Genomic DNA, 19,358 nt, shown 5'->3' with positions numbered 1-19,358 from the left:
TCGGCGGTAGAGTGCGTTCCCCGTGCATGCCGTGCGGCAGGTTCGATTCGACTCACTCACTGGTTAGGGGATCAGCCCACGACCTGGCGATTGCTCACGCACATGACAGGGAACGCAAAACCCAGGTCTCGATGTCTGCCACCTGAGAGTTGCAGGTTCCGTGCCATGCGAGGCGTATCGTGTGTTACAGAGCCGCCCACCGGCGTCGTGCGGCCGTTGCGGTCGCCAGGCCCCGACGGTACTCGCACGCGACAAGATAGGTGACGATCGGGACCGAGAGACGGCCCCACCAGAACGACGAGGCGAGGCCTTTCACCACGCTGCAGAGCGGCCGGGCGGTCAGGAGGCGGACGGCCGCCTTTCTGACGCTGAGCCAGGCGTGGTCCCCGGAAGCGGGAGGCATGAGCGCGGCGAAGGGAAGGTCGACGGCGCGATGCGGGTGCTTCTCGAGGAGGGCAGCGATGGCGAGCGGGGCCTCCCGGCGCTTCTCAAGGAACCCGTCGAGCGTCATCGGTTCCATGTGATACGCGACGGCGTCCGGACAGTGCCGGAAGTCGAGTCCCTCCTCCTCGAGTCTGAACCCGAGCTCACAGTCCTCGAAACCGTAGCAGCTGAATGCGGCGTCGAAGCCGCCGACCGCCTCCAGCGGCCGCCGCGGTACGGAGGCGTTGTTCGTGACGAAGTACCTGGCGGGGATCCTCGAGCCGGGAGAGAGCCGGTTCACGCCCATCCCGTCGTAGAAGGACGCGACGGTCGAACGCCCGAGCTCCGGATCGGACAGGGCCGTCCCCACGAAGGCGGTATCCGGATGGGCTTTGTGGCAGGCGACGTGCCGCTCGACGAGGCCCGGCTCGCAGCGCATGTCGTCGTCGACGAACAGCACGACGTCGCCGGTTGCGCGCTCGAGTGCCGTGTTCCTCGCAGCCGACCGGCCGCGATTGGTCTCATGCACAGCCGTGATCAGACGCCACGGTGTCTCGAGCGTCGAGAGGAACGCCCTCGTGTCGTCGGGCGACGCGTCGTCGGCGACGACGACCTCCATGCGTTCGGGAGGATGGGTCTGGACCGCGAGCGACGCCAGCGTCCGTTCGAGGAGCCCACGTCTGCCGTGCGTCGGGATGACGACGCTGACGGTGAGGTCACCGTCCACCGTGCTTCCTCCACTCGTTGAGAAGCGTCTCCATGAGGAGCTCCATGCGTGCCATGTGCGCGCGGTGGTCGGCCCGTTCGCGGACCGTCTCCGATGCCCTCGCTCCGAGCCGCACGCGAAGGTCCGACGACTCGATCAGCCGGACGATGGCAGCGAGGAGCGCCTCGGCGTTCTCGGGCGGCACGGCGAGACCGCTCTCGCCGTCGACGACCCACTCCATCGCCGACTCCAGATCGGACGTGACGACCGGAACCCCCGCCGCCATGGCCTCGAGCAGAGACACGGCCGTGGCGTCGACCGACGGGACCGTCAGGAAGATGTCCGAGGCGGCGAGCCACGCCGGGAGTTCGTCGTGCGGGATGCGGCCGACGAATGTCGTCTGTTGACGGACCCCGAGCTCGTCGGCGAGATCCTGGAGCTCGGTGTCGTCGCCCTCGTTCCCCGCGATGATGAAGCGTGTCTCGGGATGCAGGTCGAGCACCTTCGGGATGGTCCTGACGATGAGCTCGATGTTGTAGTATCGCTGCGTGAAGCTCCTGGTGCTGATGACGACCGGAGCGCCGGATGGAATGCCGAGCCGGTCGCGCACGTCTGTCGGTGCGTCCGGCCGGAACCGGTCGAGATCGACCCCCCACTGGACGACATGGCAGGCCTCACGTCTGGCGCCCATTCGGACCGCGTGTTCAATGATGTCCTCGGAGTCGCCCGTCACGAGGTCGGCGCTCCTCAGGGCCCGTCGGGCCAGCCATCCCTTGAGCGGTGTCTCGTGCGGCGTCACGTAGACGTCGTCTCCCCAGACCGTGAGGACGTGCGGGTGGAAGCCCGAGAACGCTCCCCAGTACCCGTATCCCGTCAGGAAGTGCGTGTGGAGGATGTCCGGACGGATCCGCCGCATCAGCTGCTTCACGTGACCGAGGGCGACCGCGTAGTGAAGCGGCTTGAAGGGAATGCCGGTTCTGATGTCGTGAACGGTCACACCGTCGATCGGCGACGGCTGCACGGTCATCAGATGGACCTCGTGCCCCTGTTCGACGAAGTACCGGAGCCATCGGATGGTGTGGATGTGACCGCCGATCGAGAGATAGGCGATGCGCACTGTCCGGCCCTCCAGACGGCTACAGGGTCACCGCGAGCCCGTCGTCCGGCCGGGCGTCGAGGCGCCTCGCGTGGCGCCTGGCGTAGCCGGCGGCGACCCATATGAAGAGTCCGACGAGCGGCACGATCTTGAACGAGTGATTGAGCACGTGCTCGAAGGCGCTCCAGTGCACCTGCGGGTTCGGTCCCGGGACGTCGTAGAACACGAACGGCGTCGGGATCGCGAGCAGCGCGAAGAAGAGCCAGAGAATCCTCGCCCTCGTCCTGGCATAGAGCAGGACGAGGACCGGCATCATGAGCACGTAGTGGTACTCCCAGACCTCGCGGAACACCATGAAGTACGTCATGGTCCAGAGCGACACCAGCTCAACGAGGTCGACCGGCTTTCTCCTGAATGTGACCCACAGGCCGGTGAGGAGCGGCGCGAGCATCGTGACCAGCACCATGATCCGCGTCATGCTCAGCTTGATGCCCTGGATCGAGCCGAACGGTTCGGAGGCTCCCGGGAAGAAGCGGTCCTTCAGCGTCATCATCAGCGAAACCAGCCCGAGGTTGCCGGGCATCGGGGTCAGACTGAGGTTGAAGTTGTCGTGCGAGAACTGGTCCACGCCGGCGTCCCGGAACGCGAAGTACGGCACCGTCGTGAGGATGAGAAGCGCGCCGGCCAGAAGCACCGGGCGGAATCGTCTCAGGCGGACGAAGATCGGGACGTAGAGCACGGTCAGGTGCTTGACGATGACCGACGCGATCCACGACCACTCGGCCCGGACCGTCTGCCCTCTCGAGTAGGTCACGACGAACGCGAATGTGAGCGCGGCCATGACGAACGTCAGCTGTCCCATGTACTGCTCTATGTAGAACGGCGAGAAGAGCAGCCACATCGCGGCGAGTGAGCAGCCGAGATCGTCGTCGGTCGCCATCCTCCGCGTCGCCAGCACGCAGAGCAGGAGGACCACCTCCACGACGGCGACCCAGAACCAGTAGGACGCCCGGGGCGGCAGCGCGTTCAGAGCGACTCCGAGCGTGTAGGCGACGAACGGGAGATAGCGGTAGAAATACGCGTACGGCACGACGCGGTCGGGGTCGTCCATCGGCCGCTGATAGATGTCCTCGCCGTCGAGCACGTAGCGCCCGGCCTGGTAGAAGGCGTAGAAGTCGCTTCCCTGCCCCTCCTCGAGATTGTGGGTCCCCTCGATGAAGAGCGGATTCAGGAAGTGCGACGGCGCGATCAGGGACGCCAGGAACACGAGGTGCACGGCGATCCCGAGAATGAGCAGCAGCCTGCCGCGGGAGATGCTCACGTCGTACCCTCCATCAACGCCTGACGCGCGCGGCCCACTGCGCCGCGCGGTAGAGCGGGCTCGTTGCCCGGAGCACCATGTACTCGACGTCGCTCGCTCCGAGGGAGGCCTTGAAGGCCCGAACGCCCGGCAGGTCCCTGCTGGCGCCCATGTTGAATACCTCGAAGCCCGCCTCGGCACCGACACGCATCGCATGAGCGTGGAGCATGTTGTTGCTCGCGTGCTTCCTTCCGGCGTCCGACGAGGCGTTCCCCCAGTTCATGATCATCCGACCGTACGCGAAGTTGAGGTCGCCGCCGATGACCCGGCCCTCGTGCTCCGCCAACCACATCTGCACGCCTTCGTCGTCGACGTCGGCCAGTCGTTCGAAAAAGGCGTCGTCGTGCGGCGCCTCAGCGCCCCACCGTCTGGCGGACTCCGCGAGCAGCCCGTGGTACGCGAGGAAGTCGTCCCGGCCGGAGGCTCTCCGGACGGTCACGCCGGCCTTCGAGGCCTTTCTGAGCTTGTTGCGGGCCGAGGGACGGAAGCGCGCGAGCGCGGCCTCGTAGCCCTCCGTCAGGTCGACGACCTGCATCGTGCCCGTCTCCCGAACGAGCCCCGGGGCCTCACCGGCCGTCCGTCCCGAGACGTCGACCATCTGCGCCATTGCGACGCCCGGCGACCGGGCGAGCGAGGCGAAGGCCTCGACGAGGGCGGCCGCCGTCCCCCGGGGCGCGTCCCGGCCCACGACCGGACCGCCGTACGTGCCGAAAGGCATCGACTCGAGCAGACGAAGACCGAGCCTCGCGCGCTCGATGTACGGCAGAAACGCGACGTCCTCTCCGTCCTCTACTGCGACAAGCACGCGCGTCCGGTGGTCGTCGAACGTCTCTTCGAGAAAACCGGACCAGGTCGGCGTGTGGAAGAACGTGGCCTCCGGATCCTCAGCGAGAAGCCGGAGACGACGTTCCGTCGCGATGCCCTCTGAGAGGCGGACCTCCACCGGCCTACCTCCGGTAGTGGCGCGTCAGCTTCCGCACGGCGCGCACGACGTCCGACACATCGTTCTCCGTCATCGATGGGTAGATCGGGAGCGAGACGGCCCGCTCGAAGTAGGACTCCGTGACCGGGAAACTGCCCGGCTCGAGTCCCAGATGCTCGCGGAAGTAGGGGTGATAGTGCAGCGGGATGAAGTGAACGCTGACGCCGATGCCCTCTTCGAGGAGTGCGTGGATGAACTGGTCGCGACCGATGGTCAGCGCGTCCGGTTCGATCTGGATCGTGTAGAGATGCCAGGCGTGGTCCCCTCTGTCGAACTCCGGGGGCGTCCACACCGCGTCGTCCTCCGCGAAGCCCTCGGCGTACGCCGCCGCCATCGCCTTGCGCGACGATCTGAACTCATCGACGCGCTCCATCTGGCAGATGCCCAGGGCCGCCTGGACATCGTTCATGTTGTACTTGTAGCCGGCCTCGAGCACCTCGTAGTACCAGGGACCGCGGTCCGAGTAGCGCTTCCACGCGTCGCTCGACATGCCGTGCAGAGCCAGTCGCCGGATGCGGTCCGTCACGTCTGCGTCGGGAGATGTCACGATGCCGCCCTCCCCCGTCGTGATGCCCTTCGTGACGTAGAAGCTGAACGAGGTCGCATCGGCCATCGAACCGATGCGCTTCCCGTCGATCGTGGCGCTGATCGCGTGGGCTCCGTCGGCGAGGACCCTGAGGCTCCGGTCGCGTGCCAGTCCGATGACGGCGTCGATGTCGGTCGGACGACCCGCGAAGTGAAGAGGCAGCAGGAGCTTCGTGCGCTCCGTCACGGCGTCGGCCATCGTCGCCGCGTCGGCGTTGAGCGTCTCCGGGTCGATGTCGACGAGCACCGGCCGGGCGCCCAGGTGGACGATCATGTTCGCGGCGGCGGCGAAGTTGAGCGCCGGGAGGACGACCTCGTCGCCCTCGGAGATGCCGAGCGCCACCATGCCGAGGTGGAGGCCGGCGGTGCACGAGTGGAGCGCCGCCGCACCGGGGACCCCGATGTACTCGGCCACTGTCTTCTCGAACTCACGCGTGCGGGGTCCGACGGTCAGCCAGCCGGACTTCAGGGTCTCGACGACCGCGTCGAGCTCCGCCTGCCCGATGGACGGCCGCGCGAACGGCAGGAAGGCCTCGCGGACGGGACGTCCCCCTTCAGACGCGGGAAGGTCGGTCCTCATGATGCTCCCTTGTGCTCAATGCCCTCGAAGATCGTAGAGAAGGCGCGTACGACGCCTTCGCGGTCACCGGCGTGGGCCAGTCTCTCGAGCTCCTCGATGTCCTCGAGGGGCGCCTCGAGGTCGGTCGCCGGGTCCTGCTCGACGACGAGGATCTTCCTTCGATCGGTGCGGCGGAGCTTCTCGGTCGAACACCAGAGCTCCTCATGGAGCTTCTCACCGGGTCGGAGACCCGTGAACTCGATGGGGATGTCGCGTCCGGGCTCGAAGCCCGACAGGCGGATCAGATGGTCGGCGAGTTCCGCGATACGAATCGGGTCTCCCATGTCGAGCACGAAGACTTCCCCGCCTCTGCCGAGGAACCCGGCCTGGATGACCAGCATGGCGGCCTCGCGGATCGTCATGAAGTACCTCGTGACGTCCGGGTGCGTGACCGTGACAGGTCCGCCGAGCCGGATCTGCTGCTTGAACATCGGTACGACGCTGCCCCGGCTGCCCAGAACGTTTCCGAAGCGGACGGCGACCAGCTTGGTGCCGGTGTCGGAACGCCGGGACATGTGGCCCAGCAGAAGCTCCGCCAGCCGCTTCGAGGCGCCCATGACGCCCCGCGGGCTCACCGCCTTGTCGGTCGAGAGCAGGACGAATCGCTCGGCCCCGTACCGCATCGAGGCGTCCACGAGGAGCCGCGTACCCGTCACGTTGTTGCGGACGGCCTCCTCGGGGTAGTACTCCATCAGGTGGACATGCTTGTGCGCCGCGGCGTGGTAGACGATCTCGGGACGGTGCGTTCGGAAGACCCTCTCGACGGACTTCTCGTTCGACACGCTGCCGATGAACGGCGTCTTGTCGACCTCCGGGTGGTTCTGCGCCAGCTCCCGATCGATCGCGTGGATGCTGTTCTCGCCCCGCCCCATCAGGACGATCTCCGACGGACCGAAGGACGCGACCTGTCGAACGAGTTCGGAGCCGATCGATCCACCGGCACCTGTGACGAGCACGCGCCGGTCGGACAGGTAGCCCCGCATCTCCTCCGCGTCGAGCGTCACCGTCTCCCGTCCGAGCAGGTCCTCGAGTTCGACGGGACGGATCTGGTTGATCTCGACATCGCCGAGGATTATCTCCCAGACGCCGGGGACGATCTTGAAGGACCTCCCGGCCTCCTCGCAGAGCCTGACGACCTCGCGGATCGTGTGGCCCGAGGCGGATGGAATGGCGATGACGATCTGGCCGACGTCGTGCTCCCGGGCGACGGAGACGAGGTCCGATATCGGCGCGAGGACGGGGGCTCCCGCGATGGTCGAACCGAGCTTCGCTGGGTCGTCGTCGAGGAACCCCACGATCACGTAGCCGTGATCGGGGCGCTGCCCCATCTCCTCCGCAACCATCGCCCCGGCGGCGCCGGCGCCGACGACGAGGGTGCGGACGGCGTCTCTTCTCTCCTCGCTCACGAACTCGCTCCCGTCAGCTGAGGCTCAACGGATGATCGCGACGCGCGCGAACGTCGTCGCCCCGTCGGGCCCTTCGACCCGCAAGATGTAGAGGCCGCCCGGCACCTCGTATCCGTCGTCGTCAAGCGTGTCCCAGGTGTACGGTTCCTCGCGCGTCGAGAGCGTTCGAACACGTTCACCGGTGATGTCGTATACCCTGATCTCCGAGCCCTCGGCAACGCCCAGCACCGTGACATCCCGGCGCGTCCCGTCGGACCGCCAGGGGTTCGGGAAGACCGGCATGGTCTGGCCGGGGACCGAGATGTCCGAATCGAACCAGTGAAGCTCCGTGTCGGCGATCGATTCGCCGATCGTCAGCGCCCAGACCGTGCCGCTCGCGCCGTGGACATCCACCCGGTCGACGGTCGGGTCGGCGAGCCCGTCCTCGACGCCGAAGGTCCTGATCGTCGTTCCGTTCGGGTACAGCATGGCCACGCCGGCGTCCGTGCCGGCCCAGATGTAGCCCCGCGCGTCGGTGGCCACCGAGCGGACCTCGCTTCCCGGCAGGTCGTCGATGACGGTCGGCCCGTTCCCCGAGTCGTCGAAGATGACCAGTCCGGCCTGTGTTCCTGCCAGGACCCGGCCGTCGTCGGCGACATGGAGCTCGAAAATGCGATTCGATGGAAGACCCGTGCCAAGATCGTAGTGGGTCCACGAATCGTCCTCGTACGTCGCGTAGTCGCCGTAGTCCCAGACGTCGATGCCGGCCGCGAAGTAGCCGATCCACAGGCGGCCGTCGTCGTCCACGGCCAGGGCGCGGACGTCGTCGTTCGAGAACTGCGTCTCGAACGGCTCGAAGGCGTTGTCGTAGTGCAGGACCGTGTCGGCGTCCGGGACATAGAGCTCGAGGGTACCGATCCAGTCGCCGCCCTCGTCGCGCATGCCGAACCAGATGTTGCCGTCCAGGTCCTCCGTCATCGAGAAGACGCGGCGGTTGGCGAAGTCGTCCGGATACGTGAAGTAGCTCCATGCATCGTCCTCGAGGAAACCCGGCGTTCCGGCGTCGTCCAGCACGTCGACCGTTCTGAAGCCGTCCCGGCCCAGCCACTTGAGACCCCGCGAGTCGACGAGAAGGGAGTACGCCCAGCTGTCCTGGCGGATGCCGCTCGTCGTGGTGTTGTGCACGACCGTCGTTCCATCGTAGCGGACGAGCCCGGTGTCGTTGGCCGACAGCCAGACGACCGACCCCTCGAGCGCGAAGTCGAGGATCCGGTTCTCGGTGATCTCGACCTGCTGCCACTGGGCGGCGGCGGGGACCGCCAGGGCCGCCAGTGCGACCGCACATGCGAGGATGCACTTCATGCCGTGTTCCTTCCCTTCGGTTCAGAGGTCCCGGAGCAGCGACCCGCGAAGGCCCGGCCGATCCAGCGGAGGACGATGCGCGCGTCCCCGCCCAGCGACCAGTTCTGGACGTAGTAGGCCTCCAGACGATCCGACTCGCGCTGTCCTTCCCGGCGCGCGGTCGGCGCGCCCGACAGGCTCATGAGACCGGGCCGCGCGTCCAGCCGGACGCGCGCGGCGGGTCCGAGCTTCTCGAGTGACCCAGGTGGCAGTGGCTCCGGGCCGACCATGCTCATGTCGCCCGCGAGCACGTTGAGCGCACCCGGCACACGCGAGAGACAGTGTCTCTCCGCGAAGCGTCGGAGCGGGCCCGGCCTGTCCAAGTCGGTCAGCGCGACGAGGCCGAAGACGGTTCCGCCCACGCCCAATCGCGGGACAAGGTGAAGCGGTCGCCTCCCCCGCGCGGCGGCACCGATCGTCTGCAACGCGAGGACCGGCGACCAGACGACTACGAGGAGGGCGGCCCCGACGATGTCGAGCGCCCGCTTCGCGCCGGCCCCGGCCTTCAGCAGGGCCTCGCGCTCGAACGTGACGACCGGAAGCCCGAGGAACTCCTCGACGCGGGCACGCCGCGTCAGGATGCCTGAGAGACCGGACACCATCCGAACGTCCACCGTGCTCTTCCTGGCCGCGAGGAGAAAACCGGCCACCTTCTCGTTCGGGATGTCGGGGTCGGCGAAGACGACCTCGGCGATGCGCTGCTCCTCGACCAGGCGCGGGAGTTCGTCGAGCGTCCCCACGACGGGGAAGCCGGCGTCGTGACGTTCGCCGTCGGTCGTCACCAGACCGACCAGATCGTAGCCGAGCTCGCGCCGCTCAACGAGGCCGGCCGCCAGTCCCGTCGCCTCCGGGCCCGTCCCCACCACGGCGACCCGCGCGAGATCGAAGCTCCCCGCTCGGAACGACCTGTGGATCGCCTTGCCGGCAAGGCGCAGAAGCCAGGAAACGACCACGAGCAGCACGAGGAACGCGGCCACCAGAACCCGGGAGTACAGCGTCTGCGAGGTCAGATACGTGCTGGCCATGAGGACGATGCCCGCGGCGGCGGTCGCCCTGAAGATACGGAGCAGGATGTCCGGCGCCGGTTCGCGCTCGATCCTCCGTCCATAGAGACCGAAGAACGCGAAGGAGAACAGGATGACGATGTTGGCGAAGACCAGGAAGGGTCTGTAGATGCCGAAGCCGAACATCGGCTTCTCGAGCAGTCCCTGGAGGCTCGACCGGAGGAGGAAGGCCAGCGAGAACGACCCGTTGACGGCGACGAGGTCGCTCACCAGGAGCATCGCGACGAGTATGACGTGCCTGTACTTCTTCATCGCGTAGATCAGACTCCCCCACTTCTCGTAGTAGCGCAGCATCGAGAGGATGTGCGCGAACAGGAGCTTCGAGGTCGAGGCGCTCTCCCTCGCATACCGGTGCGTCATGACGGAGTCCGCGACGTAGTAGACCTTCCATCCGGCCCGCCACGCACGGTAGCACCAGTCGACATCCTCGAAGTACAGGAAGAAGCGCTCGTCCATCAGCCCGATGTCGGCGAGCGCCTCGCGCCTGACCATCATGCAGGCGCCGATGATCCAGTCGACCTCGCGCGACGACGCGTGGTCGAAGTCGAGCATCAGATAGCGCGGGATCTCCCTGTTCCTCGGCAGGAGCTTCCCCAGCGGCGTCCGCCGCAGAAGGAGCGTCCACAGCGAGTAGAACCGTCGGCACGAGTGCTGAACACTGCCGTCGGCATTGAGGAGCTTCGCCCCCGCGATGCCGGCCCGGGGGTGCTCCTCCATGAACGCGTGAAGGCGCCGGATCGCCCCCTCCGAGACCTCGATGTCGGGGTTCAGAATGAGGACGTACCGGCCCCGGGCGGCATGAATGCCCTGGTTGACGGCCCTCGAGTACCCCATGTTCGCGGCGTTCTCGATCGTGCGGACCCGGGGGAACCGCTCCCGGACGAACGCCGGTGTGCCGTCGCTCGAGGCGTTGTCCACGACGATCGTCTCGAGCGAGACGTCGCACGGCGTGTCGTACAGCGACGGCAGGAGGCGCTCGAGGTGCTTCCTGCTGTTGTAGCTGACGACGACGATTGAGACCTCGTATGCCGCCGGTGTCTCTACGGTCTCCTCCAGATCCTCTCGAACATCAGACGCCAGACGAGCCACATGGCCTCCCAGACGATCCGTCTCGACATCTTGGATGTCCCGGAGTGCCGGTCGACGAAGACGATCGGGATCTCGACGAGATCGAAGCCTCTCCGCCAGCACCGGAAGTTGACCTCGATCTGGAAGGAGTAGCCGTCGGACCGTATGGTGTCGAGTTCGATCGACTCCAGGACCTCTCGTCTGAAGCACTTGAAGCCGCCCGTCGAGTCGCGGAGCGGCAGTCCCGTGATGAGGTGCGTGTAGACGTTCGCGAAGTAGCTGAGAAAGAGCCGCCGGAGAGGCCAGTTCACCACGTTCGCGCCGGTGATGTACCTCGATCCGATGGCCACGTCGTAGTCGGACGTGGCGTCGATGAGGGTAGGGATGACGTCGGGATTGTGTGAGAAGTCGGCGTCCATCTGGATGATGAGGTCGACATCGCGCGTGAGGGCGTGCTGGAAGCCCTGGACGTAGGCGGACCCCAGCCCCATCTTGCCGGGACGGTGCAGCACGTGGACGCGGCTGTCTGCCGCAGCGACCGAGTCGGCGTACTCGCCGGTCCCGTCCGGTGATCCGTCGTCGACCACGAGCAGCTCGATCCCCTCCCGCTGCCCGAGCACCCGAGGGATCAGCTCCTCGAGATTCTCCCGTTCGTTGTACGTGGGCACGACGACCATGGTCTTCATGCGGGGTCCTCCGAAGATCGACGCGTCGGCGCGAGCCAGAGAAGCGCGATGATGACGGCGGCGATGATGGTCAGAATGAGCCCGAGTCTCAGGTCGGGCGCGACGTGCTCGAGCACGACGCGGTGCTCTCCGGCCGGCAGCCAGACCGAGCGGAAGGCGTAGTTCGCCCGGATGATCTCTGCTTCCTCGCCGTTGACGGTCGCCCGCCAGCCGGGCGGGTAGTAGATCTCAGAGAAGACCAGAAGGCACGGCCGCCGGATGGATGCATCGACGACGATCTCGTGCGGCTCGAGCGAGACGATCCGCGCCGTGCTGCCCTCAGCCGACTCGACCGGGCCCGGGAGCTCTCCCTGGACGATGGCGTAGCTCAAGGGGTCGTAGCTGTCGACACCGAGCTCACGGAGGGCCAGAGCGTCGCTCGCGGAGGTCCTGGCCTCGCCGACGAGATAGGCGCGCGGCAGCGTGTAGGTGAGCTCGTGCACGCCCGGCGACACCGTTTCGAAGGCCGGGTGGTCGAGCGTCTCAGGGCCGACCACGTACCGGACGTTCAGAAGCGCCATGACCTTCAGATTCGTCAAGCCCGCCTTGTTGATGAGATCGTCCGCCAGGCGGAGCTTCGCCGGGTGGTATCCGCCGACGCTCTCGATCCGGTGGTACATCCACGTGTTCGAGGAGAACGACTGGTCGAGCGGCGCCACCCGGAACGTGCCGCTCTGCCGCTTGATGAACTCGATAGCCTGGTTTGAGGGGTAGTAGCTCGAGAGCGGCCGCATCCGCTCCGACTTCATGAAATGCGCGTCGACGATCCAGACGTCCACCAGGACGATCGCCGCGAGCGCCGCCAGCGCCAGCCACCCCCTGAGCTTCTTCGTGGCCGCCGCAGCGACGGCACCGCCGGTCGCCAGTGCGATACCGACGAGGATCCAGCCGTCCCGGGCGGCCATCGCCGCGGCGCGGGAGCCGAGCTCGCGAAGATAGGAGGCAGGGACCCCGGCGTGTTTCGCCATCAGGACGGAGGCCGCGGAGCGCGAGAGCGCGCCCGACGAGAGTGCCGTCGCGACGCCCACGACCGCGCCGACGGCCGCAACGGCGACGGCCCACCTGATGAGCGTCTTCCTGCTCCTCTGTTTCGAGAGCAGCGCGTGCACGCCGTGGCCCGCGAGACACGCGGCGGCGAACTGCGCCGGAAGCAGGAAGAGCGCCGGAACCCGGAATCTGCTGAAGCCGGGCAGAACGTTGTACAACAGGCGGTAGATCGGCTCGATGTAGCGTCCGAACGAGAGGAAGACGCCCATGGCGAACAGAAGCAGCAGAAAGCGCGTGTCCCTGTTCCTCCTGAGCCCAACGGCCAGCGCGGCCAGCGCGAGGACGGAGTAGCCGAAGTAGTGGGACACCTGGTTGAAGGGCATCGGGCCCCAGTACGTGTCGTTCGCGAGACCGTGGAACGACGGCACAAGGAAGCTCATGAGCTCCGTCGGATGGAACGACCACATCACGGCCTGCTCGAACCCCATCCCTCCGCCCTGGGCGGCGCGCGTCGAGAACTCCGAGTACGCCCGTACCGGGATGAGCAGCACGGCCGCCAGAGCGGCAGAGAGGACAACGCCCGCGACGAGAAGGCCGACCGGACGTCCCAGAGCCGCCGGGCGGCGTCCCGACCTGAGCTCGGCGACGAGAAAGTAGATCAGAAAGAGCCCGACGACCATCCAGGTGTAGTAGCTGACCTGAACGTGCCGCGCGAGGAACTGCAGTCCCCCGAACAGGGCCAGCGCGGCCGTCCATCGTCTCGAACCGGTCTCGAGGACGCGCTGTGCGGCCATGAGGACGAGCGGGATGTAGGCCGCCGTCAGGACCTTTCCGCCGTGGCCGATGGTGGCCAGTCCGACCAGGTGGGGCGAGATCATGAAGCCGAGGCCGGCGATGATCGCGCCCGTGCGCGACACGTTCCGTGAGCGAAGGAAGAAGTAGGTTCCGAAGCCGGCGATCAGATAGTGCAGGAAGAGGAAGAAGAGGCGCGGGAGGTCGATCCCGATCCCGCGCTCGACGACGAACCAGATCCAGTAGCTGGGATAGACGAAGGCGCTCCAGGTCATGCTCTCGAAGAAGGGCATCCCGGCGAAGATGAAGGGGTTCCACAGCGGAAGCTCGCCGGCGGCCATGCGCTCGAGGGCGTAGTCCTCGAAGATGGCGGCCGCGGCGAGGACGTCGCCTCCCGTCAGGATCTCTCCGAAGAAGACGATCCGTCTGAAGAAGACGAGCGCGACCACGAGGATGATCGCCAGCGCGATCCAGGTTCCGAGCCTCACCGGGTCGACCCGATGCTCAGCCGCCGCCGCGTTCGCGATCCTCTCGTCGGACTCCGTGCGTCTCCTTCGTACCATTCCCGTTCCCTTCGCTGCGCCTCAACCGATCACCCGTTCGACGGTCGCGGACCGAGCTGGTCCCGATGCCGTGCCATGATCGCGTAGCCGCCTGCAAGACGGATGCCCCAGGCGATGGCGGTCGCGATCGCGGCGCCCCAGAGCCCCATCGTGCGGATCAGCATGATGTCGAGGACGACGTTCACGACCACGCCTGCGGCGTTGTACCAGAGGAACGCCTTGAGCGCCGTCCTCGGCAGCCGACCGCCGATGACGCTTGAAGGTACAGAGTAGAACAGCTTGAGCACTCCGGACAAGGCGAAAGGCAGAATGAGGTACGTCCCGACGTCGTAGCGGCCCTCATAGAGGAAGTGGACCGCCTCATCGCCGAGCAGCAGGTAGACCGCCGTCATGGCGACCGCGATCCCGGCGATCCACGCGTTGAGCCGTGCGAGGGGTACCCTTGAGAGCGTGCCCGCGCGGGGCATGAGGACGTAGCCGATGGAGTAGAAGACGAAGTCGAACCCGCGCATGACGGCGAAGACCGTCGCGTAGACCGCCAGGTCCTCGAATCCCATCATCCGTCCGATGATGAGCTTGTCGATCGCCATCATGACGGAGAACGACAGCGAGAGCCCGAAGAACAGCAGTCCCTCCGTGAGGACCGAGCGCGGGACCCTCTCTCCGCCCCCGGCGAGCCCGGACGGCGTCGTGAACGCGAAGCCGGCGAACGCCGCCGCGAAGGCGCCGATGAGCGTCCAGAGTGCCGTGACCAGCGTCAGCGCGTCGAGTGCGTTGAGCACCACCAGGGCGAGCGCGGCCAGCACGAAGGGCAGCCGCATCCCGGTCATCGCCCGCTCGTAGCGGTGGCCGGCCCGAGCGACCGATGTCAGGAGGGTGAGTCCGTTCTGACACGCGACGAGCGTTACGGCCGAGACGGCGGCGAGGGCCGGGAGGCCGTAGTAGAGCGACGCCGCCAGAGCGGCCAGGGCGCCGGCCGGCAGCGTAGAGAGCAGCACGCGCGTGAGGTATCGGCGGGCGTCGTAGCGCTCGGCGCCGCCGCGCGACAGGAAGCGCACGATCGTCGAGTCCTGACCGACGAGCGTGATGGTCGAGAGGAGCGGCAGGGCGCCGAGAATGAGCGAGATGATCCCGACGTGTTCCCTCGTCAGCTCGCGCGCGAGGACCGTCTGGACGAGAAGCTGGCATGCCGCGCCGACAAGCACGATGAGGAAGACGCGGGCCACGCGGCGTGGCGTGGCGCCGGTCGCCGAAAGCAGGGGCTGGCCGCCCCGGCGGGGTTCCGTCAAGGGCCCTCCTTGAGCATCCTGTGGCGGAGGACGTGCCGACTACTCGATGTATCCCAGTGAACGCAGCTGGTCGCGGATCGACTCGTCCATCGACGATTCGATCTGCTGTCGTTCGTCCCGTACGCCGGGGCCGTACGATGGAACCGTCGTGACGGGATGGGAGGCGAGATGCTCCTGACGCACGATCTCCGTGAGGACGCGGCCCTCCATCTCCTCGGAGACCGGAACGCCCATGACCGCGAGAGCGGTCGGCGCGATGTCGAGGATCGTCGGTCCCTCCACGAGACCGCCGTTCCGGAACGCGGGACCGGAGGCGATGTAGACTCCGCGAAGGTCGTGCATGCCGGTCAGCTGCGGCTTGGAGGGGTCACGGTCCAGTCTGGCCTGGAATCCGTGGTCCGAGACGATGATGACGTTCATGTCCGGTCCGAGAGAGTCGAGCAGCCTCGCGAGCAGGGCGTCCTGGAACTCGTAGTAGTTCGGGATGACGTCCCCGTAGGCGGCCACGGCCTCGCGGTCGACACCCGTGAAGGCGTCCGGCTGCGAATACTGCCAGAAGAAGTGCTGGACGAAGTCGACGCCCCGGTAGTAGACGGCGACGAAGTCGGGGTGGTAGCGTGGGACCGACGCCTCGGCGGCGGCCCCGTAGATCGTGTCCCTGAGGAACCCCCATCTGAGCGGCTCATCGACGATGCGGTTCCGCTGGTACCTGAGGTCGCTCTCGTCGTAGCGGCCGTATCCCGGGTCGAAGGAGAAGCGGCCGAACCGCTCGAGCCGTCCGTCGGTCGGCTCGCCCGAGAGGGCGTGGTACGCCTGGAGCGGGGCCCTGGCCAGCGTGTGCATCCGGTCGGAGATCATCACGCCGCGGACGTCGTCGACGGGCCACGTGACGTACCAGCCGATCACGTTGACGACGCCTCCGCTCGCAGACACGACCTCCCAGATCGTCGGCGCCCTCCGCATCGTGGCGTTGACCGGCGTGCCTGAGTCGTCGACGAAGTCCTCAATGCCGTGCGCCGAGGGCAGTCGGCCCGTGGCGATGGTCGTCCAGATCCTCGGTGAGACGAGCGGCTCCAGCGAGAGGAGAGGTCCGTAGGTTCCCTCCTCCATGAGACGCTCGAACGTGGGAAGCCGTCCGGCCTCGACGAGAGGGCCCAGCATGTCCCAGTCGCAGCCGTCGACCCCGATGACGGCCACGCGGGCGGCCGACCTTCGGGAGACCCCGGCTCCGGGGACCCTCGCTCCGGGACCGAGGAGAGCCACGATGAGGAGCGCGGCGGCGAGCGCCCCGGCCAGCGTTCTGAGGCCCGGCGGCGTCAGTCGGTGCGTCAGGAGGCGGCGCACCCGCACGGCGGCCCACGCAGCGACGAGACCGAGCACGTAACCGGCGATGAGGACGGCCGCCAGCCCGATCATGTTGAGCTGTATCGTCGTCAGTCGTCCGGCCTGCACGAACGCCTCGGAGCCCTTGAGCGGCAGGAAGGTCACCGTCAGAAGGCCCCACGCCGAGAGCGCCGTCAGCGTGTGGACGACGCGTCTGAGATCGGCGTCGGGTGCGAAACGTCGCCGCGCCAGGCGGGCGACGCCGATGACGGCACAGGCGAGGAGAGCGAAGAGCGCGAAGGCCGCGCCGACGATCTGGAGCGCCAGGAACGGCCCGATCGACAGCCGGAAGCCCGTCGTGTCCAGTCCGACGATACCGAGCGCGCCGCCCAGGACCAGTGCGAAGGCGGCCGCTGCTCCCAGAACGAGCCCGGGTGTTCCGAAACGTCTCGTGTCGACAGAGTAGCTCACGCGTCCTCCCCGATCACCTGCCGGAGCGTCCCGAAGACCTCGTCGACGCTGACGTCGTCCATGCAGTCCGGCGTCTCATCGCAGGCCCGGCGGTAGCAGGGCGCGCAGGTCGCGGACGTCACGACCTTCGTTCCGCGGTCGAAGAGATCGATCTCCTGGGGGACGGTGGGGCCGAAGATCGCGACGACCGGCACGCCGAGAGCGACGGCGATGTGGAGCGCCATGGTGTCGCCCGTCACGAGGGCGTCGAGACGCCCCACGAGGGCCGAGAACTCGGCAAGTGGATGGAGACCGCCGTCGACGGCGGCGCCGCCCGACAGCTCGAGAACGCGCTCCATGCGAGGACGGTCATCCGGCCCCCCGAGCACGAGCGCGCTGCCCTCGAGCTCCGCCGTGATGCGCCTCGCAAGGTCGGCGTACCCCGCGGGCGTCCAGGCCTTCTTCGCGAAGACCGGGCCGGCGCCGACGTTGAGTCCGATCACGGGGTCCTTCAGGGTGAGCGTCTCTAGAAACGCGTCCGCCCGCACGATGCTCTCTCCGCCGAGCGCCATGACGTAAGGCTGTCTGGCGTAGGGCACGCCGGCGACGCGGCAGACGATCTCGGGATAGGTCAAGGTGTTCTCGTGGAATTTCATCTCGTTGGAGAGGCCGAGGGCGAGATCGTATTCGGCCCCATCGTTGAGCGCGCGGACCGTACCCCACTCGGAGAGGCCGAAACCGCGTCGGGCGTCGGCCTGCATCGAGTCGGCGAAGGCGGCCGCGCGGGGGTCCTTGTCGAGGCAGAGCACGAGGTCGAACGTCGTCCGCGAAAGCTCGAGCCAGGCGTCGAAACCGAACACCAGCAGGCGGTCGATGAGCGGGTGTCCTTCGAGGAGAGGCACCGACGGACCCTCGGTCACCCAGGTGACGTGACAGCGCTCCGTGGTCTCCCTGATCCCGGGCAGGACGGCGGTCGAGCGCAGGACGTCGCCGGCGGCAGCCAGCTTGACGACGAGGACCTTCGCACCCACCGGTGCGTAGTCCTCGCAGCCGTCGCAGGGGCCGCCGAAACGGCACGGCCTGTCGCCGATGTAGTGTCTGCAGTCCAGCTTCGGGTGATTCGGCATCGATCCCACCAGTCCTTGAAGGGCCGGACGATCCAGGGCGTGTCGCTACTCGATGTAGCCCAGCGACCTGAGCTTCTCCTTGATCCCCTCGTCCATAGGCGACTCGAGCGGGGCCTCCGGGTCCTTCGGCTCCCCCGTCTCGAACGTCGGCACCGTCTCGACCGGGTTCGCGGCGAGGAACGGTTCCTCGAAGATGTGGAGCATCGGCTCGCCGTCCATGTCCTCGGCGACCGGAAGACCCAGGTACGCCAGCAGGGTCGGCGTCACATCGACGACGTTCGCCTGCTCGCCGTGATGTCCCTTCCGTATCCCCGGGCCGCTCACGATGTAGGCTCCTTCGAGCGCGTGGTCCCACGGAACGTCCTTGTTGCCCTCCTTCGTCCGGATCCGCTCGCCGCGCTCCCAGCGCTCCTTCAGGTCGCGCTTCGTCTCGAACCCGTGGTCCGACACGACGATGACCGCGGCGTCGTCGGCCGCGTTCTCGAGGTACTTCGCGATGACGCCGTCGACGAACCGGTAGTAGTTCTCGACGACGCTGCCGTAAAGGCGGGCGTCCTGGTTGGACACCTCGAAGCCCTCCTCACGGCGGTAGCCCCAGTAGTAGTGTGCCGTCACGTCGGTCCCCTGCAGGTAGACGGCGAAGACCTCCGGCTCATAGCGTTTGAAGAGCGCGAGTCCCGCGTCCGCGAAGGTCTTGTCCTTCGCGTAGACCCAGCGCGCGTGGAACTGGCGTCTGGGGTCCGTGAAGCGGGAGTCGGAGAAGAAGCGGTCGAGGTCTGCGACCGTGACGTCTTCCTCGGTCATGATGTACGGCACGAACTCGTCGTAGAGCTCCTCGGGATACGTCCTGCCGGGAAACTCCTCGACGAGAAGACGTCCGCGCTCGTCCCGCGCCGCGCCGAACGGGATGCCGTGGAGGCTCCAGTTCATCGGCCACGCCCGCTGGGCGACCATGAAGCCGTTGACCTTCTCGGACGGCCAGCTGGGCCACCAGCCGACGATGCCGACCGAGACATCGTGCTCGGAGAGTATGTTCCAGAACGCCTTCACGAGCCGCATGTTGCTCGTGACGGGCACCTCGCGGTCGGTCCCCGGTACCTCGGCTGTGAAGCGCGTGATGCCGTGCTTCTCTGGGACGACGCCGGTCGCGATCGAGGTCCACATCTGGGGGGACTGGACCGGCTCTCCGCTCTGGAGCACGCCGTAGGTGCCCTCGTTGACGAGCCGCGCGAACGTCGGGAGCTCGCCCGCCTCGATCATCGGCGTCAGCACGTTCCAGGTCGCTGCGTCGACCGCGAAGATGAGGACCTGCGACGGTCCCTCACCCGCCGGCTCGTCGCCGTTCCCGCCGCAGCCGGCGGTCGCAGCGACGACGACCGTTACCAGGATCCACCGGAGCAGTACCCGTCTCAT

Annotated in this window: 14 protein-coding genes; all 14 read right to left on the bottom strand. The window is 67.2% G+C overall.

Annotated elements, in window-relative coordinates:
- Positions 1-184: 184 nt before the first annotated feature.
- Genes GF405_07285 through GF405_07220 form a run of 14 tightly spaced genes read right to left on the bottom strand, consistent with a single transcriptional unit; the run spans position 185 to position 19,358 of the window.
- Entirely contained in the window at positions 185-1,150 is a 966-nt protein-coding gene (locus tag GF405_07285; protein ID MBD3367958.1) for a glycosyltransferase, read from the bottom strand.
- The gene (locus GF405_07280) at positions 1,140-2,246 is read right to left on the bottom strand and encodes a glycosyltransferase (protein MBD3367957.1); all 1,107 of its coding nucleotides are present in this window, start codon (positions 2,244-2,246) and stop codon (positions 1,140-1,142) included. The genes GF405_07285 and GF405_07280 overlap by 11 nt, the downstream gene beginning before the upstream one ends.
- Before the next feature lie 19 nt (positions 2,247-2,265).
- Positions 2,266-3,741 (bottom strand): DUF2029 domain-containing protein, encoded by a 1,476-nt coding sequence (locus GF405_07275; GenBank protein ID MBD3367956.1) that lies wholly within the window; start codon positions 3,739-3,741, stop codon positions 2,266-2,268.
- Positions 3,560-4,528 carry a GNAT family N-acetyltransferase gene (locus GF405_07270; protein ID MBD3367955.1) on the bottom strand — a complete coding sequence of 323 codons (969 nt, stop codon included), beginning with the start codon at positions 4,526-4,528 and terminating at the stop codon, positions 3,560-3,562. Before GF405_07270 ends, GF405_07275 begins: the two co-directional genes overlap by 182 nt.
- A 4-nt stretch (positions 4,529-4,532) precedes the next feature.
- Positions 4,533-5,732, bottom strand: coding sequence for an aminotransferase class I/II-fold pyridoxal phosphate-dependent enzyme (locus tag GF405_07265; protein ID MBD3367954.1), 1,200 nt, complete (start codon positions 5,730-5,732; stop codon positions 4,533-4,535).
- A complete protein-coding gene (locus GF405_07260) occupies positions 5,729-7,177 on the bottom strand; it encodes an NAD-dependent epimerase/dehydratase family protein (protein MBD3367953.1) in 1,449 nt (482 codons plus the stop codon). Before GF405_07260 ends, GF405_07265 begins: the two co-directional genes overlap by 4 nt.
- A gap of 24 nt (positions 7,178-7,201) precedes the next feature.
- A complete protein-coding gene (locus GF405_07255; protein ID MBD3367952.1) occupies positions 7,202-8,518 on the bottom strand; it encodes a T9SS type A sorting domain-containing protein in 1,317 nt (438 codons plus the stop codon).
- The gene (locus GF405_07250; GenBank protein ID MBD3367951.1) at positions 8,515-10,812 is read right to left on the bottom strand and encodes a glycosyltransferase; all 2,298 of its coding nucleotides are present in this window, start codon (positions 10,810-10,812) and stop codon (positions 8,515-8,517) included. Before GF405_07250 ends, GF405_07255 begins: the two co-directional genes overlap by 4 nt.
- A complete protein-coding gene (locus GF405_07245) occupies positions 10,662-11,375 on the bottom strand; it encodes a glycosyltransferase (GenBank protein MBD3367950.1) in 714 nt (237 codons plus the stop codon). The genes GF405_07250 and GF405_07245 overlap by 151 nt, the downstream gene beginning before the upstream one ends.
- Positions 11,372-13,756, bottom strand: coding sequence for a YfhO family protein (locus GF405_07240; protein ID MBD3367949.1), 2,385 nt, complete (start codon positions 13,754-13,756; stop codon positions 11,372-11,374). The genes GF405_07245 and GF405_07240 overlap by 4 nt, the downstream gene beginning before the upstream one ends.
- A 29-nt stretch (positions 13,757-13,785) precedes the next feature.
- Positions 13,786-15,045: an oligosaccharide flippase family protein gene (locus GF405_07235; GenBank protein MBD3367948.1), complete on the bottom strand. Its 1,260-nt coding sequence runs from the start codon at positions 15,043-15,045 to the stop codon at positions 13,786-13,788.
- Positions 15,046-15,084: 39 nt separating this feature from the next.
- A complete protein-coding gene (locus tag GF405_07230; protein ID MBD3367947.1) occupies positions 15,085-16,839 on the bottom strand; it encodes a hypothetical protein in 1,755 nt (584 codons plus the stop codon).
- Positions 16,836-17,945 (bottom strand): glycosyltransferase family 9 protein, encoded by a 1,110-nt coding sequence (locus tag GF405_07225; GenBank protein ID MBD3367946.1) that lies wholly within the window; start codon positions 17,943-17,945, stop codon positions 16,836-16,838. Before GF405_07225 ends, GF405_07230 begins: the two co-directional genes overlap by 4 nt.
- Before the next feature lie 45 nt (positions 17,946-17,990).
- A complete protein-coding gene (locus tag GF405_07220; protein MBD3367945.1) occupies positions 17,991-19,358 on the bottom strand; it encodes a sulfatase-like hydrolase/transferase in 1,368 nt (455 codons plus the stop codon).

The organism is Candidatus Effluviviaceae Genus V sp., assembly GCA_014728125.1.
Taxonomy (GTDB): Bacteria; Joyebacterota; Joyebacteria; order Joyebacterales; family Joyebacteraceae; genus WJMD01.
This window is presented reverse-complemented; position numbering and strand designations above follow the sequence as displayed.

Bases quoted from the DNA above. Each gene is read 5' to 3' on its own strand.
- GF405_07245 (MBD3367950.1), bottom strand. From the start codon at position 11,375: ATGAAGACCATGGTCGTCGTGCCCACGTACAACGAACGGGAGAATCTC.
- GF405_07255 (MBD3367952.1), bottom strand. From the start codon at position 8,518: ATGAAGTGCATCCTCGCATGTGCGGTCGCACTGGCGGCCCTGGCGGTC.
- GF405_07275 (MBD3367956.1), bottom strand. From the start codon at position 3,741: ATGCGATGCGTGTCGGTGCCGAGGCGGGCTTCGAGGTATTCAACATGG.
- GF405_07240 (MBD3367949.1), bottom strand. From the start codon at position 13,756: ATGGTACGAAGGAGACGCACGGAGTCCGACGAGAGGATCGCGAACGCG.
- GF405_07265 (MBD3367954.1), bottom strand. From the start codon at position 5,732: ATGAGGACCGACCTTCCCGCGTCTGAAGGGGGACGTCCCGTCCGCGAG.
- GF405_07225 (MBD3367946.1), bottom strand. From the start codon at position 17,945: ATGCCGAATCACCCGAAGCTGGACTGCAGACACTACATCGGCGACAGG.
- GF405_07220 (MBD3367945.1), bottom strand. From the start codon at position 19,358: ATGAGACGGGTACTGCTCCGGTGGATCCTGGTAACGGTCGTCGTCGCT.